The organism is Psychrobacter immobilis (genome assembly GCF_904846235.1).
Taxonomy (GTDB): Bacteria; Pseudomonadota; Gammaproteobacteria; order Pseudomonadales; family Moraxellaceae; genus Psychrobacter; species Psychrobacter immobilis_C.
The window spans coordinates 30,772-54,539 of record NZ_CAJGZN010000013.1; the positions used below are offsets into that span (position 1 = coordinate 30,772).

A 23,768-nucleotide genomic window follows, 5' to 3' on the forward strand; every position below is an offset into this window, starting at 1 on the left:
GGTGTTAGTTTGGTTGTTCGGCTGGCTTGGCCAGTATTATTCGCCGTTTTCTGCGGTTTCTTCGTTGACACTGCGAGCATTGCTTGCCGTTGTTACCGCCCTTGTATTTAGCATGATGTTTGGTGGCCGTGTCATTCGGCACTTACGATCGCTCAAATATGGTCAGGCCATTCGTAATGATGGGCCTCAGTCGCATTTGGCCAAGACTGGTACACCAACCATGGGCGGGGTATTGATCCTAAGTGCGATTGGCATATCGACGCTACTATGGGCACGACTAAACAATCCTTATGTTTGGATTTTGCTCGTGGTTATGGTTATCTTCGGCGCCGTAGGTTGGGCAGATGATTGGCTGAAAATTAAGTACAAAGATCCAAAAGGCTTAATCGCTCGCAAAAAGTATTTTTGGCTATCTATGGGCGCACTGTTTGTCGGTGTGTCTTTGTACTATATCGCCACATTACAACCCGATATCAACACCACGCGTGAGATGCAGGATCTGCTATTGCCAGTATTCAAGGACTGGATGATTCCATTTTCAGCAGTGCCATTTGGTATTGGCTTTATCATCTTTACTTACTTTGTGATTAACGGTGCTTCTAACGCAGTCAATCTAACCGATGGTTTGGATGGTTTGGCGATTTTGCCAGTCGTTCTCGTCGCTGCAGGTTTGGGCGCGATGGCCTATGTATCAGGCGATGTACGCTTTGCTGATTACTTGCATGTGCCTTATATTCCTTATAACTCTGAGGTCATCATCGTCTGTGGCTCAATGGTCGGAGCAGGTCTTGGTTTCTTATGGTTCAACGCACATCCAGCACAAGTATTTATGGGTGATGTTGGCGCACTAGCACTAGGTGCAATGCTAGGTACTATCGCCGTGATGACCCGCCAAGAAATTGCCTTTGCGATTATGGGTGGTTTGTTTGTCGCAGAAGCGCTATCAGTTATGTTGCAGGTTGGCTCGTACAAACTGCGCAAAAAACGCGTCTTTCGTATGGCACCGCTGCATCATCATTTTGAGGAAATTGGCTGGAAAGAAACGCAAGTGGTGGCGAGATTTTGGATCATTGCCATTATCCTTGTCATCCTTGGGCTAATGACGCTAAAACTGCGTTAAGCTATAACCGCCAAATATCTATATGGATATCAATTTGCAAAAATCCAAAAAGCCGTTTCAATCATGATTGAGACGGCTTTTTGTCGCTCAAGGCCCATGAATTTTGTTAAAATGCGAAGCATATTGCTATCACTTTGAGATGCCCGTGTCGTTATTTATTTGTCCACTTTGTCAGTCACCACTACAGCCTGCCGCAGATACTTGGCGCTGTGATGGTAGTTTGCACCCTAAGCAAACTTCACATCCCTTTGATGTGGCGCGTCGAGGCTATGTCAACTTACTACCAGTACAACAGAAAAAGTCTAAAGCCCCCGGGGATAGCCAAGAATCTATCGATGCGCGTAAACGGTTTTTGAATCATGGTCATTATGCACCGCTCCAAAAACTAATTAGCCAAAAAATGACAGAGTTGCTGTCTAACGATGAGTTAATAGATAAGCAAGATAGCAAACCGGTCAATTGGCTTGATATTGGCTGCGGAGAAGGCTACTACACGCAGGCAATGGCACAAATGGGAACGGATGTTATAGACACGTTGATAGCCGCTGACATCAGTAAGCCTGCAGTGGTTGAGTTGGCTAAAGTCAGTAAAATAGCAGGTCGTCTATGGTATCAGCCGCGCAAAGAAGATACTGCCAAGACGACAGCAGTCTATCCATTAGTGACCAGTGCTGCACATCTACCATTACGCCCGCATAGTATGACGGGTATTAGTAGTATTTTTAGCCCTATTTTGCCCGAGGCGTTTGATAATGTATTGATGGATGGTGGCTATCTGATTATTGCCAAACCTGATGTCGGGCACTTGGCAACGATGCGTGATGCGCTGTTTGATGATGTGCGTGAGCATGATTCTGATAAATTTTTGCAAGAATTGGCACCGTATTTTACGTTGGTTGAGACCTGCCTTGTCAGTACAGAACTGACATTATCCGCAGAGGATTTGGCTGATTTGATGACGATGACACCTTATGCGTACCGTGCTCGCAGCGAAAAAAGGCAAGCACTATTGGCTGCCGTAGAAACAGTAGCATTTAGCACAAAGGCAAAGTTTGTGGTTTATATTTTGCAGAAAACGTCTGTTTAGCACATTTAGAGCATAGCAGTCTGGAGTATTGCTATGTTCGCTTTAAACATTAGCCATTAACTTCTAATGAGTTAGGTTTTTCGAATAGCAGAAAGGTCGATACAGAAGTTTTAGCTTAACCGCCTCCGTATTTGCATTTTTCATTAATCAGCTAGTCATTCGCGTTTCTATAAATATCCTGTTTACGATGCTTACCGATAAAGCGTAAATGCGCTGTCATTTAACCAAACATTACGCCAATACCTAACATGCCTTTGATTGTGCATGCCCTCGTAACAATCGCAACCTTTCTTCAAGTTTCATAAATCTACTTAATACTAGAATCATTTATCATTCTCTTTGTCGATAGAGTAAAGCTTTATCACGATAGTTCATTTAACACTAAATGCATTATCTATAACTACTCTAAATATGAATTCAAAGGAATAAAATGATGAAAAAGATACTAGTTAGCTCGATTCTAGCCGTTACTGCTTGTTTGTCGATGGTTGGTCAGGCCAATGCCGCACCTAATTTTGATAAGCATCATACAGCTCAAGTACAGCAACAAAAACACAGCAGCAATAAAGCGAGTAATAACTATAAGCAAGCCAAAGCTAAGGCAGCAAAGTCACATCACAAAGCGAACGTAGTGGCTGCTAAACACAAAGTAACAGCCAAAAATGTCCATGCTAAATACAGCCATGATAAAAACAATCATGACAAAAATAACCATGATCGTCGCTCGTAAAAATACAATCCTACCATCCAAAAATAGCGCCTTAATTAGGCGCTATTTTTTTGTTTTTATATGACACTATTGATCGTTACTAATTGAGCAAATGCTACTGACTGATAAACGTCATTGATTTGGATGTGCCATTTTTACTGGGCTGAGTGAGTGTGACTTTACTACTCAAAACATCGCCTTTGGCATTGATTTTATAGCATTCTGACGAAGTACCTGCAGCATCAGAAGTCAAAAGTAGATTGCCTGAGGTTTCTATACAGAGCCACGCCGTGTTATTTGTATCTTGTGTGAGGGACCAGTCCTGCTTATAGGTGGCGGTTTTCTGACCCATACTGCTGTCAGCATATACGTTTTCAGTGATGAGCTGATTTGAGTCGCCCACCGTAGCTATCTTAGGGATACTTGTCGTTTGGTTAGCGATTGAATACTCACCCGTACTATCCGTAAAACCATGGAACACCAATGGGTTTAGCGTAAAGTAATTGATAGCGACGGACTGATCCGTAATCTGCTGATTCACTGTGTTGATTGTGCTGACTTCTGCGCCTTGTACCATCTTATTATTAAAGCGCATGCTGCCTTTAGGGGTGATTTGAATATCTGCGGCTACGCTTTGTCCGCCGACAGTAGCGACCAGTTTTTCACTACGTTGTTTGGTATAGATATTGAGTAAGGCAGTCTCAACTGGGTATTGAGTGATCACTTTATCAGAGTTGTTATTTTGATTGGTATTACCTGTTGCCATGCCGCCTATGCCAGTCGTGCAAGCACTCAATCCGAGTCCTGCTACGATACACATTCCTAGTGTTTTCATCGTTGTATCCTTTAGTTTATTTAAATAAATACTACCGATATCTACTATAATCCAGTTTTTGGACAATGGCATCTGCCGAGTATCAGTGACTCTACTGTTATTACATTTTTGTACGGTATAGCAATGATGGTAAATATAGATATAAAGCTAGATTGAGCACCACAGAAAAAATCAAAGCCTTTTCGTATAAGGGTTTAGGGATAAAATTAAGCTGATAGTAAAACGAATCGTAATAGAGTATCTACTCATTTAAAGGTAGTTTTATACGGCCAAATACGACTGAAAAAATTATTATAATCTGCACGACTGTAAAAAAATCTATTCAAAAAGAGATAAAGACTAAGTTTGCTAATACGACTCGGCTTTATTCGAATGCGTGAAAATAGGTTACAATAGCTATCCAAGAACATATATCTCTAGTACGTCGTAAATAAGCCACTTTAAGTGGCTTATTTATTTGGTAAAAGTAAAAGAATGCAAAAAGATTAGATGGTTTTTCGCTGTCCAAAAGTTGATAGCGCGTATCAATGCCAACGTCGGTATATCAATACATACTCTCAAAGGGAAAAATAAATGTCAGTTAATGAAGCATTATTAGATGAAGTCAAACAATGGCGCAAACAGATTCATAGCCAGCCTGAGCTTGGATTCAAAGAATTTAAGACCTCTTCATTCATCGTAGATAAATTACAGTCTTTTGGTATTGAAGTTCATCAAGGCTTGGGTGGCACTGGTGTGGTTGGCACTTTAAAGAACGGTGAAGGCCCTACTATCGGTATAAGAGCCGATATTGACGCGTTACCAATCGCAGAACAAAACGACGTTGAGCATAAATCTACCCACGCAAACTGTATGCACGCTTGTGGTCACGATGGTCATACCTCTGTTCTGCTAGGAGCGGCAAAACACTTAAGCCAACATAAAGAGTTTAACGGCACCATTCACTTTATTTTTCAGCCTGCAGAAGAGGTGTTAGGCGGCGCCAAAGCCATGATTGATGATGGCTTATTTGATAAATTTCCGATGGATGCCGTTTATGGCTTGCATAATTGGCCTGGGCTGCCAGTAGGAGAAATCGCTGTAAACAATGGCCCTATGATGGCTTCTTTTGATACTTTTGAGATTACGTTAACCGGCAAAGGCACACATGCTGCCATGCCGCATTTGGGCGCTGACCCTATAGCCGCAGGTGCTGCACTAATCACTAATATCCAATCTATTATCTCTCGCCGCGTCTCGCCATTGCAGTCTGGCGTTATTAGCGTGACGCAAATGAACAGCGGCGATACCACCAACGTGATTCCAGATGTCGCCATCTTAAAAGGTACGGTTCGTAGTTTTGATATGGATGTACGCCAATCTATGCAAGAGATGCTAACAGAAATGGTCGCCACTCTGCCGCCTTTATATGGTGTCAAAGGCGAGATGAATTACCACATTCGTTATCCAGTAACCACCAACGACAGTCAGGCTTACCTTGAGATTAAAGAAGCGGCTACTAAGGCGTTGGGCGTTGATAAAGTCAATACCGATGTAGAACCTTCGATGGCTTCTGAAGACTTCTCATTTATGAGTCAGGTAGTTAAAGGCGCCTATTTTTGGTTGGGCGTTGATGGCAGCATACCTTCTAAGCCGCTGCACAATGCCTCTTATGATTTCAATGATGATGCTATCGAGACCGGTATCAAAGTATGGGTTTCTTTGGTTGAGTCGGAGTTACCAAAGAGTGCTGAATAAAATTTTATTATCGACAGATAAAACTCAACAGACCAAGTTCAATCAATAGAGTCACATCACACTCAAAGGGAATTCATATGAACAACAATAGCGTGCTGTCACCTACTATGACAAAGCACCTGCTTGATTGGAAACTGCATTTATTAGTGATTGCGGTATCGTTATTAGCGGAATGGATAGGCATTATCAAAATCCCTATTGGTATTGGCATTTTGGTGTTACTGCCATTACTTTATGCTTTTATCTTTGCGATTTTATTAAACCCTAATGTCGTGCCTTCGATGAAAGCGGTTATAACCAAACAACGAGCCAAGTTCGCCAGTTATGCCATTCTGTTAAGTATTATGCCTTTCATCGCCAAATTCGGTGTTGGCGTTGGTCCAAATATCGAAGAAATCATTGCTGCCGGTCCAGCACTACTATTGCAAGAGTTAGGTAATGTAGCGACCGTTCTGATTGCCCTACCAGTTGCAGTGCTTGTCTTTGGCATGGGCCGAGAAGCTATCGGTGCCACGCACTCTGTTGCTCGTGAACCCAACGTTGCTTTGATTGCTGATAAATATGGGTTACAAAGCCCAGAAGGAATCGGTGTAATGGGCGTCTATGTCATGGGTACTTTGTTTGGCGCGATTTACTTCTCATTAATGGCCGGTATCATTGCCTCGATGGACATTATGGATGTACGCGCACTTGCTATGGCATGCGGTATTGGTAGTGGTAGTATGATGGGTGCTTGTTCAGCAGCATTGGCAGAGACGGTGCCTGCCCAAGCAGAAACCATTACTGCATTTGCGGCCACTTCTAACCTGCTAACGTATGCCACTGGCTTATTCGTTAGTTTATTTGTGGCGCTGCCTTTTACAGAGTTCTTGTATAAAGTAGTCAGTAAATTTAAGAAGAACCAACAAACAGTCGCTACGACAGAAACCAATTTTGATGCAGTCATGGAAGAGCCTGCCAGTCTTTCAATCATGCAATCTTTTATTTTATTGGCTGTGATTTGCGTGGTCTTGCTACTGAGCAACTGGGTAGGGCAGGGTGTAAATCCATTAACGGCATTACCTGCCATGCTCATTTTGTTTGCCTGTTGCGTAATTGGTATGTTGTTAAAACGATTTATTCCAGTCAATGTACCGGCGATTGCTTGGATATCTATTGTAGCTATTTTAATCTCTCTACCACAGTTTCCATTTAATGCTTATGTTTTGGAGGAAACCGCCAAACTGGGTGTTCTGCAATTATTAACACCAGTACTTGCTTATGCTGGTTTCGCTATCTCGCAAATGGAAGTTGATTTGTTTAAGAAGTCTGGCTTTAAAATCGCCATTGTTGCGATATTAACCTTTACAGGTACCTTCATCGGATCAGCGATGATTGCGCAAGCCATGCTCTAAAAGTTAGGTGGGTATTTGAAGATAATAAAAAACCCCAGTTGACCAACTGGGGTTTTTATTGCTTGCTCTTATAGAAGAGCAGATAGTTATCTTGTGTTATAACTCTTATATGAGTCACTCTCAGTCCATGATACGAGTTTTTGAACTTGGCCAATAAACGTGGTATTCAATTAGATATATAGTTATTAAATCTTATACGACATATGAAATTAAGGCTAAACAGAAATATTTCAGACAGCAGTAGAGGATGAGTATAGACTGAAAGTCTTACTGTTAAACTGTTAAAAGATATAAAGAATATTTAGGAAAGGGTAGAACAGGATGAAAAACAAAGGTTTTGCTTAAGCAGAATAAGATTGGCGGTGAAGGAGGGATTCGAACCCTCGATACGCTATGAACGTATACACACTTTCCAGGCGTGCGGTTTCAGCCACTCACCCACTTCACCGTTTTTTGAACGCCTAAGTATAGCGGATACCATTTAAAATGTCACGACTTGCGCGCTATCTTTCTTTATTGGCAAGCGCCTGCTAGGATAGCAAGTATGTAACGGCAAGTATAAATGGTTGAAAGTTGAATGATAAGTTTTAGTAGGCTTAAGTACGGATGTAAGAATAGTGCGCTGATGGCAGTATTACTTGTCGCGACAGGTATTACCCAAGCACACGCTGATGATTTGACCCAGTGTAGCCAGTCTTTTTATGGGGGTGTTTATCCTGAATTTACCAATACCAAGCTAAAAAAAGACACACAAGCGCTATGCATGGATGGCTTTGCGGTTATGTATTCAGGAGTATCGCGTACACCGCTTTGGTCAGCAGAGCATCTCGATCGCACACGTCTGCAACAAGCTAAGCAGATCGATCGTGAAGATAGCTTTCACGAAGAGAGTAAACTACCAAAGTCAGCACGAGCCTCATTGTCTGATTATTCAGGTTCTGGCTATGATCGAGGTCATTTGGCACCCAATGCCAATATGGCCAATCGCAGCCAGCAGTATGATAGTTTTAGTTTAGCCAATATTGCCCCGCAGTCACCACGTAACAATCGCTACATTTGGCGTAATATTGAATCTGCCACTCGATATTTGACTCAGCAATACGGTGAGGTGTATACCATCACAGGTGTGGCATTTACTAATAAAAAAACCAAGCAGCTCGCTAACCGTGTCCTTGTGCCCAGTCACTTCTTTAAAGCGGTATATATCCCAGCAACCAATCAAGCAGGCGTGTATTACGCCCCAAATGATGAGTCAGAACGCATCGACGTAATTAGTATCGATGAGCTGACTACTGAGATTGGTATCGATGTATTACCTATGCTAGATAGTCAGTCCAAATCTCAAGCGTTTGATTTACCATTGAAGGCGGGTGAGAGCTCAGATACCCCTGAGGCGCCTGTGGAGGAGCCTGAGTGGATGCTGTTTGTCTGGGCTATTTTAGAGTGGTTAATTGCACAATTGCAGGCTTAAGCTGAAAGTAAGCCCCTAAAATATCCACATTTCGAAAAATATAAAATGTTACTGATAATAAGGATAATCAAATGATTGAGCCATTCGCCAACGACCATCAAAGCATGCAGATTGGTGATCTTGTCATTGAAAATCAAAAAGACAAGATTATTATATATGGTGATATTGATCTCACTTTTGACGAATTAGGATACGACCAAGCCCAACAGCTACATGAGCTGTCGGGGAAAATCGTACAAGCATTTGCAGATAAAAATCTATATAGTAAGAATGATGCTAAGTCAAAGGAAAATGATGACCAATTAGATAAAGATATCGACAATCCTTTCCTATAAGTCTTTGATATGGTTTTATTTTTACAGAAATAAGAAACTGTAAAAAAATTACTAGGCAAAACCTAAAAATTGCTTATAATGAGTTAAGACATCGCTTGTATCGCTCGAATCTTTAACCAAAAGCTTATAAGTTGTAATGGTAACTATCATTTAAAAAGGTCGAAACCGTAAAGCTCGTAATGAAAGGTTCTAGCAAAGGATAAGCATAGGACAACAGAAACATAACGTTTCGAGTAATCATTGTATGAAGGGAGTCAATCTATGAAATTATTTACAAAGACCACTTTAGCAGTTGCTGGTATTGGTATTGCTAGCATGGCATTCGCCGCTGACCCATTAGCCAACACTACTTGGCAGACATATGATGAAGGCAAGCCAAAAGGTACGGTAAAGATCACTGAGTCAAATGGTGTGTTGACCGGTACTCTTATTGCTACTAACTCAGCTAAAGGCAAAAAGCACGTTGGTACGACCATTATTAAAGGTCTAAAAGCTGACGGTGGTGGTAAATATAGTGGTGGTACGATTACTGACCCTGAAAAAGGCAAAGACTATCGTATGACTGCAAGCTTAAGCGGCAACACGTTGAAGCTAAAAGGCTATATTGGCCCATTCTCTCGTAGCCAAGAGTGGAAAAAGAAATAAACTAAAAAATTAGTTTCAGCGTAATATATAAAAACCCGCGTTACCGAAAGGTCTCGCGGGTTTTTTGCGCTTTAGGTTCAAGCTTATAGTTTCAATAGGGGAGAGCTTTAAACACTAAAATTATAAACGCCGATACTACAGTGGGTAGTATCAGCGCATTTAACATCAATCTTTAGCTTACTTGAAAGGAGCTTATCTTATAAATTCTGGGTAAGCTTCCATACCACATTCTGCAATATCAGCACCTTCGTATTCGTCTTCTTCAGAGATACGTAGACCGATAACCAGCTTGATGATAGACCAAACCACTAGGCTGGCAATGAATACCCAAGCAAAGATGGTTGCAGCACCCACAATCTGACCGATAAAGGTAGATGCTGGGTTAGTAATAGGTACAATTAGCAGACCAAATAGACCGACCACACCATGAACTGAGATTGCACCAACTGGATCATCAATTTTGATTTTGTCTAAGGCTAAAATAGATAGCACTACAATAATACCGGCGATAACACCAAAAATAGTGGCTTGTAATGCAGAAGGAGTTGAAGGCTCAGCAGTAATGGCAACTAGACCTGCTAGTACACCGTTTAGAAGCATGGTTAGATCCGCTTTACCAAAGATGATGCGGGCTAAGATTAAGGCACCGACAGCACCGCCAGCAGCAGCAGCATTAGTGTTCAAGAATACCATTGCAACAGCATTAGCACTAGCGATGTCGCCTAATTTAAGCACTGAACCACCGTTGAAACCGAACCAACCCATCCACAAGATTAGTGTACCGAGTGCCGCTAATGGTAGGTTGGCACCAGGAATAGCACGTATCTCGCCATTAGGGCCATATTTACCTTTACGTGAGCCTAAGAGCAATACACCTGCTAGAGCTGCTGCAGCACCGGCCATATGTACAATACCAGAGCCTGCAAAGTCAGAGAAGCCCATGTCGCCTAGGTTAAATAGACCAAAGACATCGTTGCCGCCCCATGTCCAGCTACCTTCTAGTGGGTAGATAACACCAGTCATGACCACAGCAAACAACAAGAATGACCACAGTTTCATACGCTCAGCAACGGCACCTGATACGATTGACATACAGGTCGCTACAAAGACGACTTGGAAGAAAAAGTCTGATGCGGCAGAGTAGACAGAGTCGCCACCGAAGCCATTTTCAGCAGAGGCTGCTAGGGCGTCTTCTACTAACGTATCACCGCCTGCAATTCCGCTTAAGAATAGGTCGCCACCATACATAATCGCATAGCCGCATACCATATACATGATACTAGCTGTTGCAAATAGTGCGACGTTTTTGGTTAAGATTTCGACTGTATTTTTTGATCGGACCAGTCCGGCCTCTAACATAGTGAAGCCTGCTGCCATCCACATGACCAACGCACCACATATCAAAAAGTAAAACGTATCGAGCGCATATTGGAGCTCAAAGATTTGACTTTCCATTTAAATTCCCCCTTGAATTTATAATATAGATATCGGCATTACCGATAGATAAAAATACTGTAAGAGTCTGTACCTATAAGTTTATGCCCGTAGGTAGGTCTTCAAATTTAGATAGCGTCAGGTCCCGTTTCACCCGTACGGATGCGGATAACTTGCTCAAGTGCAGTGACGAAAATCTTGCCATCACCAATCTTACCAGTGCTAGCGATACGAGTGATTGCCTCGATAGCAGGCTCAACCATCTCGTCGATCACAGCGACTTCGACTTTTACTTTAGGTAAAAAGTCCACCACGTATTCTGCGCCACGATAGAGCTCTGTATGACCTTTTTGACGACCGAAACCTTTGACTTCAGTGACAGTGACACCTTTAACACCGATGTCGGAAAGCGCTTCACGCACGTCGTCGAGCTTAAACGGTTTTAAGATCGCAGTGATTAGCTTCATAAAAAATTCCTTATTTGTGTGATGCCGCAGATTGATAGAAGTACTATGGTGCATCATCATATCTCTGCCTTGCTTACTGTAAGTTATTCAAGAACTGTGCCAACCTACTCAAGGGGGGAGGTAGAGTTGGCGTTGTTCATTAAAAAGTAATAACAGTAGTAACATAGAGTATGGGTTACTATGCAACGATTAGAGCCATCGCTACAAGCATAATAAAGGTGAATCAATCTTTAGCATTTGGTTAACGAAAACTTTATTATAACCAACTTTTTGAGTGCTTGGGGAGGCTATCCCTTTATTTCATGTGACGATTTGCTAACTTGAGTTTGGTCGTTAGCTTGGCCTTTTCATGCAAGCGTATCAAAGATGAATGGCGGGAAGGTAGAGAGAAAATAGAGATAAGCGTCAGAGCCTAACATAGTAGTCAGACCCCTGCGCTTAGGTAGATAAAGGGTTTGGACGTGTTGATATATATGTCGTTATGCTTTAGGAAATAGTAGATAAGGAGTTTTTGTGCTGACCAATAGCTTTTTAGTGTCGCTACCTTGTAGTAATTCGCGTAGACGAGATTGGCCAAAAGCCCCAGTCATAAGTAAACCGATATCATGTTGGTTTTGATAGTAGTTCAAAGCCGCAGCTACATCACGGCAGTCAAGCAATGTCTTTTTAGATTTGATACCCGCCTGTTTGAGCTTGGCATAGGCTTCACGCAACGCATCACAGTTATCAGAAGTTTCCTTGCCAACCATCACAATATGAACCGTTAGTGCACGCACCAGTGGCGTTTTACACAGCCAATTTAGTAGTTTATGGCACGTTGGACTGTTATCAAACGCAAATAAAGCAGTAGTAGGGGGCAAAAATGGTGCATGTGTCACCAAAATAGGGCAGTGGCTGACTCGAATAAGTTGGCTCAGTGTAGATTTGCAAGTGACATGATGCCCTATAACGATCAATTGTGCTTGGTCATCGACGTAATCAATGCTCTGATTGAGGTTCTCATGACGATGCAATGTATATGTCTTTAGCTTATGGCGCTGCTGCTCACAATACGAGGTAGCTTGAGATAATAGCAGTCGGCCCTGCGCTTTTAGCTCACAATTGCTCAAATGCTCTTTGGATGTGAACTGTTCGAGCAAAGCGTTTTCATCATCAATATTGAGGCAACCAGAATAATTAATGGCGGCTTTTTGCTGCAAGCTTGGCATCGAGTGCAATAAGCCAACAGGCGCGCGCAGGCGAATAGAAGCCCACATACTGGCCTCTAGTACCGCTTGAACATGATCAGGACAGTCCAAGCAAGCAATCACACTATCTGGTTTTAAATTACTCATAAAACGACCACATCATTTTAATAATAAAAATCGGCTATCTCAGTTTATGGTTGGCGTATGCAAAATACATCCAACCCTTTTACTAATATAACTGTCTATTAATATCCGATACATCAGCCATGGACTAAGAATATAGCCATATGGCAACCGCGTAGATTCGCTTAACAGTTTCGCTTAGTCTAACAAGCCAATGTCTCGGCGGTCATGAACAGAGAAGCGATCAATCAGTGTTCGACTCGCATTGTTGAGTCCTACCACTTTGACATCAATACCTTCACGTTGCAAGCGCATCACTAGTTTGTCCAAGGTATCAACAGCGCTAACATCCCAAAAATGTGCTTGGCTTACATCAATCTGAATACTATCTACAGCCTCTTTGGTATCAAAACCATGTAAGAACTGGGTAGTAGAGGCAAAGAATACCTGTCCTTGAACATAATAGTAGCGAGTGTTGCTGCTGTCATCATATTCACTAAAGATGGTTAGGAACTGACCAATTTTATTGGCAAATGCCAAAGCAGATAGTAAGACACCTACGCCGACACCGTAAGCTAAGTTGTGAGTAAAGACGGTAGTCAATACAGTCGCTAGCATAACGATATTAAATGACATTGGATGCGTTTTAAACTCGCGAATAGATTGCCAATTAAACGTACCAATCGATACCATAATCATGACTGCAACCAAGGCTGCCATTGGAATTTGACTGACCCATTCGCTCAAGAACACGACCATAATAAGAAGAACAACACCGGCCATCAAAGTAGACAGACGCGTACGACCACCCGATTTGACGTTAATCATTGACTGGCCAATCATCGCACAGCCTGCCATACCACCAAAGAAACCCGACACGACATTAGCCATACCTTGACCACGACACTCTTTGTTTTTATCACTTGGGGTATCGGTCAATTCATCGACGATCGTTGCTGTCATCATAGACTCTAAAAGACCAACGATGGCAAGCGCGATAGAGTATGGTGCAATAATCAGCAAGGTATTTAGGTTTAATGGAATGTCAGGCAACAAGAATACTGGCAATGAATCTGGCAAATCACCCATGCTGCCAACGTTGCGAATGTCAAGATTCATATACATTGCAACAGCGGTCAAACCTACAATACAAATAAGCGGTGAAGGAACGATGCGACCGATTTTAGGAATAAGGGGAAACAGATAAATAATCGCCAAACCAGCTGCCGTCATGATATAAACGGTCGTGCCAACACGCTCAGTCATGGGGTTCAGTTCTGGTAATTGCGCAGCAAAAATCAGTATTGCTAAAGCATTGACGAAACCGATAACCACTGAGCGAGAAACAAAGCGCATCAAGTTGCCGAGCTTTAGGATGCCCATGACAACCTGAATGGCACCGCATAACAGAGTCGCAGCAAGCAGATACTGCAAGCCATGATCAGCGACCAAATCGACCATTACCAGTGCCATTGCCCCAGTCGCCGCCGAAATCATACCTGGACGACCACCGACAAAACTGATCACTACCGCGATACAAAATGAGGCATATAAGCCAACCTTTGGATCAACACCAGCGATAATGGAAAAGGCAATGGCTTCTGGAATAAGGGCTAGGGCTACAACCAAACCCGATAAAACGTCACCGCGAACATTGGAAAACCACTCGTCACGCAAGTTATCAATAAAAGATGTCATAAGTAAACTACATAGGGTTAGAGGCAAAAAAAGTAATCATTACTCATTTATAAAATGATCGCGTCGCTAATAATAGCTATTCATTTTTCTTTTACTTCAACATGCACTAGGTCATGTTGCTGTGTTGAATTGTGAGAAACTAATAACCAAAATATCTAACTAAGGTCTCTAACTAATAACCAAAGTAGCTACTGATTTTTTTGGTATCAAAAATACGCTCATCAATAATCAATACGATGATAAGGGCAGTAAATTACCTAAAAATATTTTTTAAAAGATTGCTTAAAATAGGCAACTAGATAGATGTACCTACAATAATATATAGAGTCAGCAATCACTTGCTGTAGTAGAAGGTGATATATCACTCGTCAAATTATCAAAATTGTCTGATACACCCTTATTACAACGAGAATCGTTGATGAAGAGACGTGACAATCGCGCGATAAATGTGACAACATGCTAAACTAAAATGCTTGAGCAATGTGCTCAGCAAAATACTGATAAATATTAATCAAGCTGACTATTATAGCATTAGCCACTTAATATAAAAACAGGCGAATAATAGCATAAACTCATAAAAAATCAGTACCGAAATCTGAACGATGGCGTTAAGATGCTGCACATCTTAGCGGTGTCGATTAGAGTCGCTATACAGCAGATTTATTTGATACAACTTTTCTCGTTTAATAGAAGGAATAGATATGACCACTAATACAGCAACAGAAGCCTTACTTCATAAGGGTAGTGGTCTACAAGTCGTGGTCGGTTTGGGGCAGTCTGGATTGTCAGTCGCGCATTATCTGGCCAAGCAAGGCTATCAAGTCGCAGTCACTGATGCTCAAGTTACCCCTAAATTGGCCGATCAGTTGCCAGCCGAGATTGAGATTCGTCAGTTTGGTGCGATAGATGCCGATTTATTGCAGCAAGCGGCACGTATTATTATTAGCCCAGGTATTTCTCTTGAAACTGCCGCAGTAGCTGCTGCTCGCCAAGCCAATATTCCTGTAGTTAGTGATATTCAACTGTTCTGTGAAGCGTGTACCGTACCCATCGTAGCAATTACAGGCTCTAACGCTAAAAGTACGGTCACTACGCTAGTTGGTCAAATGGCGGCAGATGCTGGCGTTAATGTGGGTGTCGGCGGCAATATCGGTGTACCCGCTTTAACATTGCTAGATAATACTGATATGGAGCTTGCGGTGCTTGAGCTGTCTAGCTTCCAATTAGAAACCGTTACCAACTTGGGCGCAAAGGTAGCGACTGTGCTTAATATGTCGCCTGATCATTTAGATCGTCATGGAGATATGCTTGGCTATCATCAAGCCAAACACCGTATCTTCCAAGGTGCCAAGTCGGTAATGATTAACCGCGAAGATGCACTGACTCGTCCATTGGTCGCAGACAACCTACCGAGAATTAGTACGGGTATTCATGCCCCTGATAAAGGTCAGTATGGTCTGATTACCGACACAGAGGGCCAAGCTTATCTTGCTCGTGGTACAGAACGATTACTGTCGGCAGACAAACTGTTGATTAAAGGTCGTCATAATCTATTGAATGCGCAAGCGGCTCTGGCACTTGGTGAGCTTGCAGGATTGCCGCTAGAGAGTATGCTGACCACTTTACAGCAGTTCACAGGTCTTGAACACCGCTGCCAATATGTGGCTAACGCTGCTGGCATTGATTATTTCAATGACTCTAAAGGCACCAATATTGGTTCGACCATGGCCGCTATCGAAGGCTTGGGTGCAGTCTATGCACCAAAAGACGGTAAGCTACTATTGATCTTAGGCGGGCAAGGCAAAGGGCAACAGTTCGGTGAATTAACGCCTTTTATCAATCAATACGTGAGCCAAGTCTTGTTCATTGGTGAAGATGGTCAGAAGATTGAACAACATCTAAGAGCTGCGAAACTGAGTGATGATGTTGCACTACATCAGTGTCAGACATTAGAGAATGCATTTGCGACTATCCAACAAGTCACTACCAGTAGTTTATCGCAAGTACAGGCTGTATTGCTGTCACCTGCCTGCGCCAGCTTTGACCAATATAGTGGTTATGCGGCTCGCGGTGAACACTTTAGCCAACTGGTCAAGCAATTAGACACCGCACAATTAGAAGCTTGATAGGTAGTCGAATATATTAAGCAGCTATATAGGTTGGCATAGCAGATGTCTATTCTCTAGCAACAGCCAGTATTTTCTGGATAAATGATTGTTTTGCTTATAGATTGCTGCTACTGTCAAGCATATAATCTTGATTACTGAAATAGGTGCTAGCTCAGGCGTTTGCCGATGGTTAAGGGCTTTCTATCATCTATCTAGTACGATTTACTTTATGATTTTTTAAACGGTGGCGTTTCATAGACGCCGTGTTTTTTCGTTTGTTAGTGTATATAAAATTATGGCGCTCTCTTCTTTTTTTCGTTCCTCGCCCCAAACCAAGCAAACCTCTGGCTCAGACGGGGTTCTGTCTATGCCGTCAGCGCGTGCAATTTTATTATCAAGCGTCGGCTGTATGATGGTGCTTAGTCTGCTGATGGTTGCTTCTGCTTCTATCCCTTTTGCGCTTAGCCGCGGTATGACAGAGCTGTATTTTTTCAAAAATCAGCTGTTGTATATGACGATTGGCTTAATTGTTGCGGTCATTCCTTATTATGGCGTGTCTTTACGCACCCTATATAAGACCGAGACCCAGTTTGCTTTGTTAGGCATCACAGGGCTATTACTTGTTGCCACACTGTTTAGCACACCAATTAATGGTTCTAAGCGCTGGCTTACGGTAGGCGGTTTTAACTTTCAGGTAGCTGAGTTAGCCAAATTGGTCATGATTGTGTTTGTATCTGACTTTGTGGTGCGTCGATCTTTTGAGGTTCGTAATGGCCTAGATGGTTTCTTACGAATTATGTTGGTAGTGGCGCTGATCACGATACTGCTATTGTCGCAGCCAGACTTTGGTTCTTTTGTCGTCATTATTGGTACGCTGTTCGCGATTTTTTATATCGCTGGGGCACCTTACAAGCACTTCTTAGCCTTGGGTGCTGCTGCTGTTGGCGGTGCAGTGTTGATGGTGACTACGGCAGAGTACCGATTGGTGCGTGTGATGTCGTTTATGGATCCATTTGATGATGTGCAAGATACTGATTATCAGTTGGCACGTAGTTTGATCGCCTTTGGTCGTGGCCAGTTCACAGGTGTCGGCTATGGCGAAAGTGTACAGAAACTGTCGCATTTGCCTGAGGCGCATACGGACTTTTTATTAGCCATTACGGGTGAAGAGTTAGGGTTCGTCGGTGTCAGCATGGTACTGATACTTGAAGCGCTGATCATCGGTAGTGCGATGAGGATCAGTTACAACGCGCTGAAACGTCGTCAAATGCGCATGAGCTATACTGCTTTCGGAATCGGTGTAGTATTTATTGCCCAGACTATTATTAACGCTGCAATGAATATGGGTGCCATTCCAACCAAAGGTCTCACTATGCCATTCTTTAGTTATGGTGGATCGTCTATGTTGATTAGCTTGGTTATGGTTGCGCTATTATTAAAGATATATAAAGAAAGCCCTGAAATCGAGAAAAGCCAATGCCGTTATTACTAATAGGCTTTGCCTATAATTGGCTGAATGTCATGTAACTTTAAAATTTCGGTAAATCATGCCCAGTACGATTGGCATCAAAGCGTCACAAATGGTGGCGTTTTTTATTGTCTATTTATAGCTTTTGAACTCTTATTAATAGGTAAGGTTTAACTGTTGCTTGCCTTGTAGTGGGGTGTTATCCCATTGAGCAATAGTTTGTTTAAGCATATTTTCTGGGGTATCGATATCGACCTTTGGTTGCTGTAATAGCGATAGTGCTTCAGCAATAAGTTGGCTCGGATCTGACGTATCGATTGGTTGAGCAAGGTTCTGCTTAGAGAGCTTTTGGCCATCAGCATTATTAATCAATGGCAGATGATACCATTGGTCAATAGTAGGTAGGCGCGCGGCTTGCATGATACCGATTTGCGCCGTCGTCATAGGTAGAATATCAAGGCCACGCATGATATGAGTAACCTGCTGTAGACCATCATCGAGACTGGCTGCCAGTATGTAATTAATCATACCATCTTGGCGGCGAGCAACCATATCGCCTAATGTCTGCTGCGGATTATCCCATTGTAGTCCTTGAATACCATCATTGAACCCAATCCGATAGTCTGGTAGCTGAATACGTAGCTTATGCTGCTGTCTATCAAGGTCAGCTGCCACACAGCGCCGCGGATAGCGCTGCCGATTTGGCTGTACTTGGCTAATTGATGAAACTTGTTCGTCTAACGATGTCTGGTCGGTCAGCGCAGCTAAGCTAGCAAGACTATGGTTTCTACTTATCCCTTCTTGCGCCCAGTACTGTTCTAAGTCTTTACGGGAGCATTGGCAGCCATAGGTCAACGGCCCTAGGTATGATGATAGATAATCGTTGTAGATATCAATGCGCTCAGACTGATAAATAACATCACCATCCCAATGTAGCCCAAGGGCCTCAAGATCCATCAAAATTTGCTCAGTGAACTGTCTGTCACAACGTTCAGTATCGGTATCTTCCATACGCAACAGCCATTTACCACCGATTGATTTAATATGGCAGAAGCTGGCAAGCGCGGTGGTTAAAGAGCCGAGATGTAACTCACCCGTTGGTGAAGGCGCAAAGCGCCCAATGGGCTGTGATGGTGGCGTTTGAGTCGGCATGGTGGTAGGCATTGTTTTCAAAATAAATGGCTGTCTATAAAAGGTAATAAAGATAGAATAATAAATATGAGTATCAAAAGATATTCATTAAATGAGATTGTTTTGTTAGTACTGTCATTATTCAGGCGATTGTATTTATCAGAGCAAAGTCAGTAACGCAACAAAATAGTGACAGTCTAAAATACAAAAAGCGACCTATTATAAGGTCGCTTCTGCTGACATTTATATCTGTAATATCTGATCTAAGCGCCTTGGTTTTGACGTTCTTTAATTTCAGATAAGGTTTTGCAGTCGATACATTGAGTTGCGGTTGGACGTGCTTCAAGGCGACGTAATCCAATCTCTACACCACAAGTCTCACAAAATCCATAGTCGTCATTTTCAATTTCTAACATAGATTTGTCGATTTTGCGGATAAGTTTGCGCTCACGGTCACGAGTACGTAATGCCAATGCAAACTCTTCTTCTTGAGTGGCACGGTCATTGATGTCTGGCATGGCGCTTGACTCATCTTGGATGTAGTTTTTGGTACGATCCGCTTCGCCAATCAGTTGGTTTTTCCAATCCAATAAAATAGCCTTAAAGTGCTCCAACTGCGCATCAGACATATACTCTTCGTCTTTGGCCGGCACATAAGGAGTAAATTTAACTTCACTCGGATTCGTGGTCAGGGTGCTCATATGGGTATCCTACTTTTTCAAATTAATTCAATAAAACGACGTATCAAAAGACAAGACGTTATTAATGCTACAAACGCTACAATTTGTCCTTTTATCAAACGTTTCACCACTTGGTAATACAAGTAACACAGCTGATCAAATAATATCGTAGACTTTATATCTTGACAGTTATATACCGATTGTTAGATAGGTTGTTATATAAACTTCGGTTTGAATAATACTGTCTAAAGCATGCCGTAGGTCATTGATTGTGAAAACTGAGCTTGTGGTTAATGGGCCATCCTAGCTATCTTGCAGTGGCTTCATATCAGATATTGGGCCACCCTTGCTTTATTTCATAAGTTGTATCATTGTTTGTAATAATAATGAAGTGATTTTTTATATTGAATGCATATTTTATTTGTTTATTACTGTATTTTTTATCAAAAAATATTGGCGTAAGCTATAATTATAAAGGGCTATAGCTTTTACTAGTACCAATAATTCTGGGCATCAAGTATCCAGTCTTTCAACCCAGCTTGCAACTGTTCCATTGTTGGCTAATTGCAACCAGCGATATCCTGGTAAAGCATGCTCATCATAAGAGAAATCATCTTCATAAGGTTTGAACTGATAGCAGGTAGATGGCGTGCTATACACCGTGACGCCTTGGCGCAGTCGAACTTGCTCTTGGTGAGTATGCCCACTGATCACCACTTGTAGCTGTTCAAATGGTGCCATATGCTGCCAAAAACTCTCAGTGTTTTCTGCCATATGGGTATCAATCCAGTCAGAATCAACTGGAACAATATGGTGGTGCAGGGCGATTAATGCTGGCTTATCACAGGTGCTAAGTCTTTCACATAACCAATTGATATCAGTAGGCGTAATCTGGCCTGCGACCTTACCAGAAATAGATGAGTCTAATAACAACAGCTGCCAGTATTCAGTTTCAATGACATGACGACTTAACAAACGTGAGTCAGCAGGCTGAGCGACAAGCTCTCGCTGAAAAAATGGCAAGTCCTTACCATTCTCGTCCGTCACATCGTGATTACCAGCAATACAAGCAAAAGGAATCTGAGTCGCTTGTAATACAGTAAAGATATGATCGTAAATTGAGGACTTTACTCGATTGACCAAGTCACCGGTTACAATAATCAAATCGCAGCGAATATCTTCACTAAGCGCTTGTTGGAGAACCGCTTCAAAGCTACGCTGACAAGTCATGTCATCAGTATAGGTATTACTCTCATCAACAAGGACAGGCGTCGATAAATGCAAATCAGTAATCTGTAAAATATTTATCGTTTTATCAGAGGTGCTTAACTTATTGGCAGGATAGTTTGGCATTGGTTCAGTCCCTTATCGAGTCACAACAATAAGTATTGTTAGCGCGAGTATGGATAAATGAGCTACTATTTTTCACTGGGTCTTTATAATTATTATTAATCTACTATAAAAGAGCACAGCGTTTGCCTTGAGCTTACTTTGACTCTAATCAACGATATTTATACTATCAACTAGCAATAGCAAATTTAAAGTCTAGAGCCACCTTATAGTATTATCGAGCTAAAGTATTCATTATATTAATAAAATAAAGTTGAACAAAAAGATAGCGAAAAACAGTCATGTTTTATTTATTATAACGTATTTACAGCGACGCTAACTAAAGTTTTATCTTTATTAACTTTGAAAAAATGAGTGCAGTAAAAAATAAAGCAGCTAATATCAAGACGATAGAAAGACCTGTTTGAATATCTAGCCAAATACTGCCCCACACACCAAGTGTCACACCCAGTTGAGCGATTATCAACGCTATAATCACCATTTGTTTTGGCGATGCCGACCATAGACGTGCGGTCAGTGCAGGTAGCACTAATAAACCGCTGATTAATAAACTGCCAACCGCTTGTAGTGCAATCGCACAAAACCCTGCCAGTACACCCATAAAAAACAGCCGTTGCCGCGTTGGGTTGATACCTTGAATACGTGCCAATGCTTCATGCGTTGCCAGCTTGATTTGCGCAGGCCAAATGTAGATAAGCAGTCCCAAGCCAGCTAATACGCTACCAGCAAGCAAAGGCAAATCTGCCCAATCGAGATCTAGCAAATTGCCGAATAAAAATCCGAGCACATTGGCCTGTTGGTCAGTCAATTGGGTCAAAGCCAGTAAGCCTAGGCACAGGAGCGACACTGACACGACTGCCAATACAGCATCCACTGGCAGACGCTCATCATCAATCAAGACCAGTCCCAGTACGACCATGACACTGACCAATGCAATGCCGATACCCATTGGTAATTGCCACCACACAGCCAAAGCCACACCTAGCAACGTGCCATGAGCTAAGGCATCGGCGAAAAACGCCATGCGCCGCCACAATACCAAGCAACCTAACGGCGCTGATAATAACGCTAATATACTGCCAGCGATCCAAGCAGGCGCAATGATGGCTAACCAAGCAGTCATAATGAATGTCCGTAAAATTTTTTATAAAAGAGTAAAGCCGTATTATTTATATGTTTAATAGTTTTGGCTTTAATGAGCTGGATTTTGGCGATTTTGAGCCTTGATTACTAACGCTATAACTCGCTTGGTGCATGGTGTTCACAGGCATGGGGCTGATGCACGTATGGCTGCTCATAATGATGACCAAATAGCTTTTGAAATTCAGTACTAATAGCCAGCTCGCTTGGTTGTCCTTCACAGCAAATATGCTTATTCAAACAAATGACACGGCGGCTGCCTTTCATGACCCAATGCAAATCGTGAGACACCACCAGCATGGCGCAACGTAAGAAATCAGGCAGCTCGTCAATAAACTGGTATAGCCAAACTTCAGTATCGGGATCGAGACCCTGCATCGGCTCGTCTAAAATAAGCAAGTTGGGTTTGTCTAGTAGCGCTCTGGCCAATAGTACGCGCTGCGTCTCACCACCTGATAAATGCAACATCTGCCGTGACAGTAGATGGGTTAATGATAAGTTATCAAAGATAAACTGCCGCTGCTCGGGGGTTAAACGTTTCTTATCTGCTTGCCCTAACAAATCGCAGACACGCAGTGGCAATATTGGTGGCACAGCAAATCGCTGCGGTACGTAGCCAAGCTGTAGCGGCTGATGTGCTGTCATAGAGCCATCAGTTGACTCAATTAAACCTAAAATAAGTTTGACTAGCGTTGACTTACCAGCACCATTTGGACCGATAAGACTGACCGTCTCATTAACAGCAATGTCAATATCGATGTGAGAGAGCAGACGTTGAGGCCCAATATGGTAACTGATATTGTTTAAGCTCAATAATTTGTCAGCATTACTCACAGTACTGCTATTCGCAACAGTAGTATTTAACTGATTAGAAGGTAGGGTAGAGATATTCATAATATGACAACGCATAGTTAAATAGACAATCGACGAATCATGCTTAAAACGTTTACACGAACCACAGTAGCCTTACTGACAAGCTTGGCAACGACCGCTAAGCTCAATGACACTACGCTCAACCACAAACCCCACATCTTGCTCGGCAAAGCTCATCATTTCTTGAACGGGTAGGCTGCTGCATTCTTGCACTCGTTGACACTGATCGCAGATCAAAAATGCGGCTGTATGCTGGGCGCGAGGATGACAGCAAGGAACATAAGCATTGATAGAGGTCAACTGATGAATCAACCCTTCACTTAGCAAAAATTCTAAACTGCGATAAACCGTTGGCGGCGCGACATTTTTCGGCGCTTGTTTTTTGGTTGTATTAGTGTCTACTGACAGTGTTGGTGAGCTCGCTACTTTTTGAATATCGCTGTTATCAGGTATAGATAATCGCATTTGCTGCAACTGAGTGATTAGGTCATAAGCGCCGACGGGCTGATCTGCCTCTAAGACCAATTGGTATATCTGCTGACGCAAAGGCGTAAAGCGCGCGCCATTTACACGGCAGTGCTCTTTAGCTGCTGCTAAGCGTTCATGAACATCATGCGGAGTCAGATCTTGCACATCATGCAAATGTTCGCAAATCGATGAAGTAATAGACATGGTACAAGCTCCTAAAAATAGCATGGTAATCGCATGACGTTTTTTATGATAGCGTTTTTTATTGTTATAGTATAACATACTAAAATAAGAACTGAGTTAATTGT

21 protein-coding genes and 1 tRNA gene are annotated in these 23,768 nt (G+C 42.4%); 10 read left to right on the top strand and 12 right to left on the bottom strand.

Going from position 1 to position 23,768, the window contains the following annotated elements; genetic code table 11:
• The first annotated feature begins 1 nt into the window (after position 1).
• From mraY to JMX07_RS09650, 3 genes are all read left to right on the top strand, one after another.
• The gene (gene mraY, locus JMX07_RS09640; protein ID WP_179799575.1) at positions 2-1,120 is read left to right on the top strand and encodes a phospho-N-acetylmuramoyl-pentapeptide-transferase; all 1,119 of its coding nucleotides are present in this window, start codon (positions 2-4) and stop codon (positions 1,118-1,120) included.
• A 139-nt stretch (positions 1,121-1,259) separates the two neighbouring features.
• Positions 1,260-2,207 (top strand): putative RNA methyltransferase, encoded by a 948-nt coding sequence (locus JMX07_RS09645; RefSeq protein WP_201607716.1) that lies wholly within the window; start codon positions 1,260-1,262, stop codon positions 2,205-2,207.
• A gap of 430 nt (positions 2,208-2,637) precedes the next feature.
• Positions 2,638-2,937, top strand: coding sequence for a hypothetical protein (locus tag JMX07_RS09650; RefSeq protein WP_201607673.1), 300 nt, complete (start codon positions 2,638-2,640; stop codon positions 2,935-2,937).
• A 94-nt stretch (positions 2,938-3,031) separates the two neighbouring features.
• Here JMX07_RS09650 and JMX07_RS09655 read toward each other — a convergent pair whose 3' ends face one another.
• Entirely contained in the window at positions 3,032-3,751 is a 720-nt protein-coding gene (locus JMX07_RS09655) for a hypothetical protein (protein ID WP_201607674.1), read from the bottom strand.
• Between the two features lie 573 nt (positions 3,752-4,324).
• Here JMX07_RS09655 and JMX07_RS09660 point away from each other — a divergent pair.
• Positions 4,325-5,488 (top strand): M20 aminoacylase family protein, encoded by a 1,164-nt coding sequence (locus tag JMX07_RS09660; protein WP_201607675.1) that lies wholly within the window; start codon positions 4,325-4,327, stop codon positions 5,486-5,488.
• 77 nt (positions 5,489-5,565) lie between these two features.
• Entirely contained in the window at positions 5,566-6,882 is a 1,317-nt protein-coding gene (locus JMX07_RS09665) for a DUF3100 domain-containing protein (RefSeq protein WP_201607676.1), read from the top strand.
• Positions 6,883-7,239: 357 nt separating this feature from the next.
• On the opposite strand, the gene JMX07_RS09670 is transcribed toward JMX07_RS09665, so the two are convergent.
• Positions 7,240-7,330 (bottom strand) — tRNA-Ser (locus tag JMX07_RS09670).
• A gap of 177 nt (positions 7,331-7,507) precedes the next feature.
• Between JMX07_RS09670 and JMX07_RS09675 the strand changes: the two genes are divergently transcribed.
• From JMX07_RS09675 to JMX07_RS09685, 3 genes are all read left to right on the top strand, one after another.
• Entirely contained in the window at positions 7,508-8,353 is an 846-nt protein-coding gene (locus JMX07_RS09675) for a DNA/RNA non-specific endonuclease (protein ID WP_201579519.1), read from the top strand.
• Between the two features lie 71 nt (positions 8,354-8,424).
• Entirely contained in the window at positions 8,425-8,688 is a 264-nt protein-coding gene (locus JMX07_RS09680) for a hypothetical protein (RefSeq protein WP_102092103.1), read from the top strand.
• A gap of 261 nt (positions 8,689-8,949) precedes the next feature.
• Positions 8,950-9,333 carry a DUF2147 domain-containing protein gene (locus tag JMX07_RS09685; protein WP_101205965.1) on the top strand — a complete coding sequence of 128 codons (384 nt, stop codon included), beginning with the start codon at positions 8,950-8,952 and terminating at the stop codon, positions 9,331-9,333.
• A gap of 192 nt (positions 9,334-9,525) precedes the next feature.
• Here the strand turns inward: JMX07_RS09685 and JMX07_RS09690 are convergent, their stop codons facing one another.
• The 4 genes from JMX07_RS09690 to JMX07_RS09705 all read right to left on the bottom strand — a co-directional run bounded on the left by JMX07_RS09690 (position 9,526) and on the right by JMX07_RS09705 (position 14,242).
• Positions 9,526-10,788 carry an ammonium transporter gene (locus JMX07_RS09690; protein WP_101205964.1) on the bottom strand — a complete coding sequence of 421 codons (1,263 nt, stop codon included), beginning with the start codon at positions 10,786-10,788 and terminating at the stop codon, positions 9,526-9,528.
• A gap of 107 nt (positions 10,789-10,895) precedes the next feature.
• Positions 10,896-11,234 (bottom strand): P-II family nitrogen regulator, encoded by a 339-nt coding sequence (locus JMX07_RS09695; protein WP_010197981.1) that lies wholly within the window; start codon positions 11,232-11,234, stop codon positions 10,896-10,898.
• Positions 11,235-11,713: 479 nt separating this feature from the next.
• Positions 11,714-12,568 carry a universal stress protein gene (locus JMX07_RS09700; RefSeq protein WP_102092102.1) on the bottom strand — a complete coding sequence of 285 codons (855 nt, stop codon included), beginning with the start codon at positions 12,566-12,568 and terminating at the stop codon, positions 11,714-11,716.
• Positions 12,569-12,742: 174 nt separating this feature from the next.
• Positions 12,743-14,242 (bottom strand): SulP family inorganic anion transporter, encoded by a 1,500-nt coding sequence (locus tag JMX07_RS09705; protein WP_201607677.1) that lies wholly within the window; start codon positions 14,240-14,242, stop codon positions 12,743-12,745.
• A gap of 701 nt (positions 14,243-14,943) precedes the next feature.
• Between JMX07_RS09705 and murD the strand changes: the two genes are divergently transcribed.
• Together murD and JMX07_RS09715 are read left to right on the top strand one after the other, a co-directional pair.
• The gene (murD, locus tag JMX07_RS09710; RefSeq protein WP_201607678.1) at positions 14,944-16,368 is read left to right on the top strand and encodes a UDP-N-acetylmuramoyl-L-alanine--D-glutamate ligase; all 1,425 of its coding nucleotides are present in this window, start codon (positions 14,944-14,946) and stop codon (positions 16,366-16,368) included.
• Positions 16,369-16,645: 277 nt separating this feature from the next.
• The gene (locus JMX07_RS09715; RefSeq protein ID WP_182176715.1) at positions 16,646-17,842 is read left to right on the top strand and encodes an FtsW/RodA/SpoVE family cell cycle protein; all 1,197 of its coding nucleotides are present in this window, start codon (positions 16,646-16,648) and stop codon (positions 17,840-17,842) included.
• A 132-nt stretch (positions 17,843-17,974) separates the two neighbouring features.
• On the opposite strand, the gene gluQRS is transcribed toward JMX07_RS09715, so the two are convergent.
• The 6 genes from gluQRS to JMX07_RS09745 form a co-directional block, all read right to left on the bottom strand.
• The gene (gluQRS, locus tag JMX07_RS09720) at positions 17,975-18,982 is read right to left on the bottom strand and encodes a tRNA glutamyl-Q(34) synthetase GluQRS (protein WP_227684771.1); all 1,008 of its coding nucleotides are present in this window, start codon (positions 18,980-18,982) and stop codon (positions 17,975-17,977) included.
• Between the two features lie 230 nt (positions 18,983-19,212).
• Positions 19,213-19,650, bottom strand: coding sequence for an RNA polymerase-binding protein DksA (gene dksA, locus JMX07_RS09725; protein WP_057762021.1), 438 nt, complete (start codon positions 19,648-19,650; stop codon positions 19,213-19,215).
• Positions 19,651-20,142: 492 nt separating this feature from the next.
• Positions 20,143-20,982 carry a metallophosphoesterase gene (locus tag JMX07_RS09730; RefSeq protein WP_201607679.1) on the bottom strand — a complete coding sequence of 280 codons (840 nt, stop codon included), beginning with the start codon at positions 20,980-20,982 and terminating at the stop codon, positions 20,143-20,145.
• Positions 20,983-21,298: 316 nt separating this feature from the next.
• On the bottom strand, positions 21,299-22,102 hold the full coding sequence (locus JMX07_RS09735; protein WP_101205961.1) for a metal ABC transporter permease: 804 nt from the start codon (positions 22,100-22,102) through the stop codon (positions 21,299-21,301).
• A gap of 113 nt (positions 22,103-22,215) precedes the next feature.
• Complete coding sequence (locus tag JMX07_RS09740; protein ID WP_201607681.1) at positions 22,216-23,013, bottom strand: metal ABC transporter ATP-binding protein; 798 nt, start codon at positions 23,011-23,013, stop codon at positions 22,216-22,218.
• 72 nt (positions 23,014-23,085) lie between these two features.
• Complete coding sequence (locus JMX07_RS09745; protein WP_201607683.1) at positions 23,086-23,664, bottom strand: Fur family transcriptional regulator; 579 nt, start codon at positions 23,662-23,664, stop codon at positions 23,086-23,088.
• Positions 23,665-23,768 lie beyond the last annotated feature (104 nt).

Coding starts and splice junctions, on each gene's coding strand:
- murD (WP_201607678.1), top strand. CDS start 14,944: ATGACCACTAATACAGCAACAGAAGCCTTACTTCATAAGGGTAGTGGT.
- JMX07_RS09705 (WP_201607677.1), bottom strand. CDS start 14,242: ATGACATCTTTTATTGATAACTTGCGTGACGAGTGGTTTTCCAATGTT.
- JMX07_RS09690 (WP_101205964.1), bottom strand. CDS start 10,788: ATGGAAAGTCAAATCTTTGAGCTCCAATATGCGCTCGATACGTTTTAC.
- JMX07_RS09665 (WP_201607676.1), top strand. CDS start 5,566: ATGAACAACAATAGCGTGCTGTCACCTACTATGACAAAGCACCTGCTT.
- JMX07_RS09730 (WP_201607679.1), bottom strand. CDS start 20,982: ATGCCAAACTATCCTGCCAATAAGTTAAGCACCTCTGATAAAACGATA.
- JMX07_RS09685 (WP_101205965.1), top strand. CDS start 8,950: ATGAAATTATTTACAAAGACCACTTTAGCAGTTGCTGGTATTGGTATT.
- JMX07_RS09655 (WP_201607674.1), bottom strand. CDS start 3,751: ATGAAAACACTAGGAATGTGTATCGTAGCAGGACTCGGATTGAGTGCT.
- gluQRS (WP_227684771.1), bottom strand. CDS start 18,982: ATGCCTACCACCATGCCGACTCAAACGCCACCATCACAGCCCATTGGG.
- JMX07_RS09680 (WP_102092103.1), top strand. CDS start 8,425: ATGATTGAGCCATTCGCCAACGACCATCAAAGCATGCAGATTGGTGAT.
- JMX07_RS09700 (WP_102092102.1), bottom strand. CDS start 12,568: ATGAGTAATTTAAAACCAGATAGTGTGATTGCTTGCTTGGACTGTCCT.
- JMX07_RS09650 (WP_201607673.1), top strand. CDS start 2,638: ATGATGAAAAAGATACTAGTTAGCTCGATTCTAGCCGTTACTGCTTGT.
- JMX07_RS09740 (WP_201607681.1), bottom strand. CDS start 23,013: ATGAATATCTCTACCCTACCTTCTAATCAGTTAAATACTACTGTTGCG.
- JMX07_RS09675 (WP_201579519.1), top strand. CDS start 7,508: ATGGCAGTATTACTTGTCGCGACAGGTATTACCCAAGCACACGCTGAT.
- JMX07_RS09715 (WP_182176715.1), top strand. CDS start 16,646: ATGGCGCTCTCTTCTTTTTTTCGTTCCTCGCCCCAAACCAAGCAAACC.
- JMX07_RS09745 (WP_201607683.1), bottom strand. CDS start 23,664: ATGTCTATTACTTCATCGATTTGCGAACATTTGCATGATGTGCAAGAT.
- JMX07_RS09735 (WP_101205961.1), bottom strand. CDS start 22,102: ATGACTGCTTGGTTAGCCATCATTGCGCCTGCTTGGATCGCTGGCAGT.
- JMX07_RS09660 (WP_201607675.1), top strand. CDS start 4,325: ATGTCAGTTAATGAAGCATTATTAGATGAAGTCAAACAATGGCGCAAA.
- JMX07_RS09645 (WP_201607716.1), top strand. CDS start 1,260: ATGCCCGTGTCGTTATTTATTTGTCCACTTTGTCAGTCACCACTACAG.
- dksA (WP_057762021.1), bottom strand. CDS start 19,650: ATGAGCACCCTGACCACGAATCCGAGTGAAGTTAAATTTACTCCTTAT.
- JMX07_RS09695 (WP_010197981.1), bottom strand. CDS start 11,234: ATGAAGCTAATCACTGCGATCTTAAAACCGTTTAAGCTCGACGACGTG.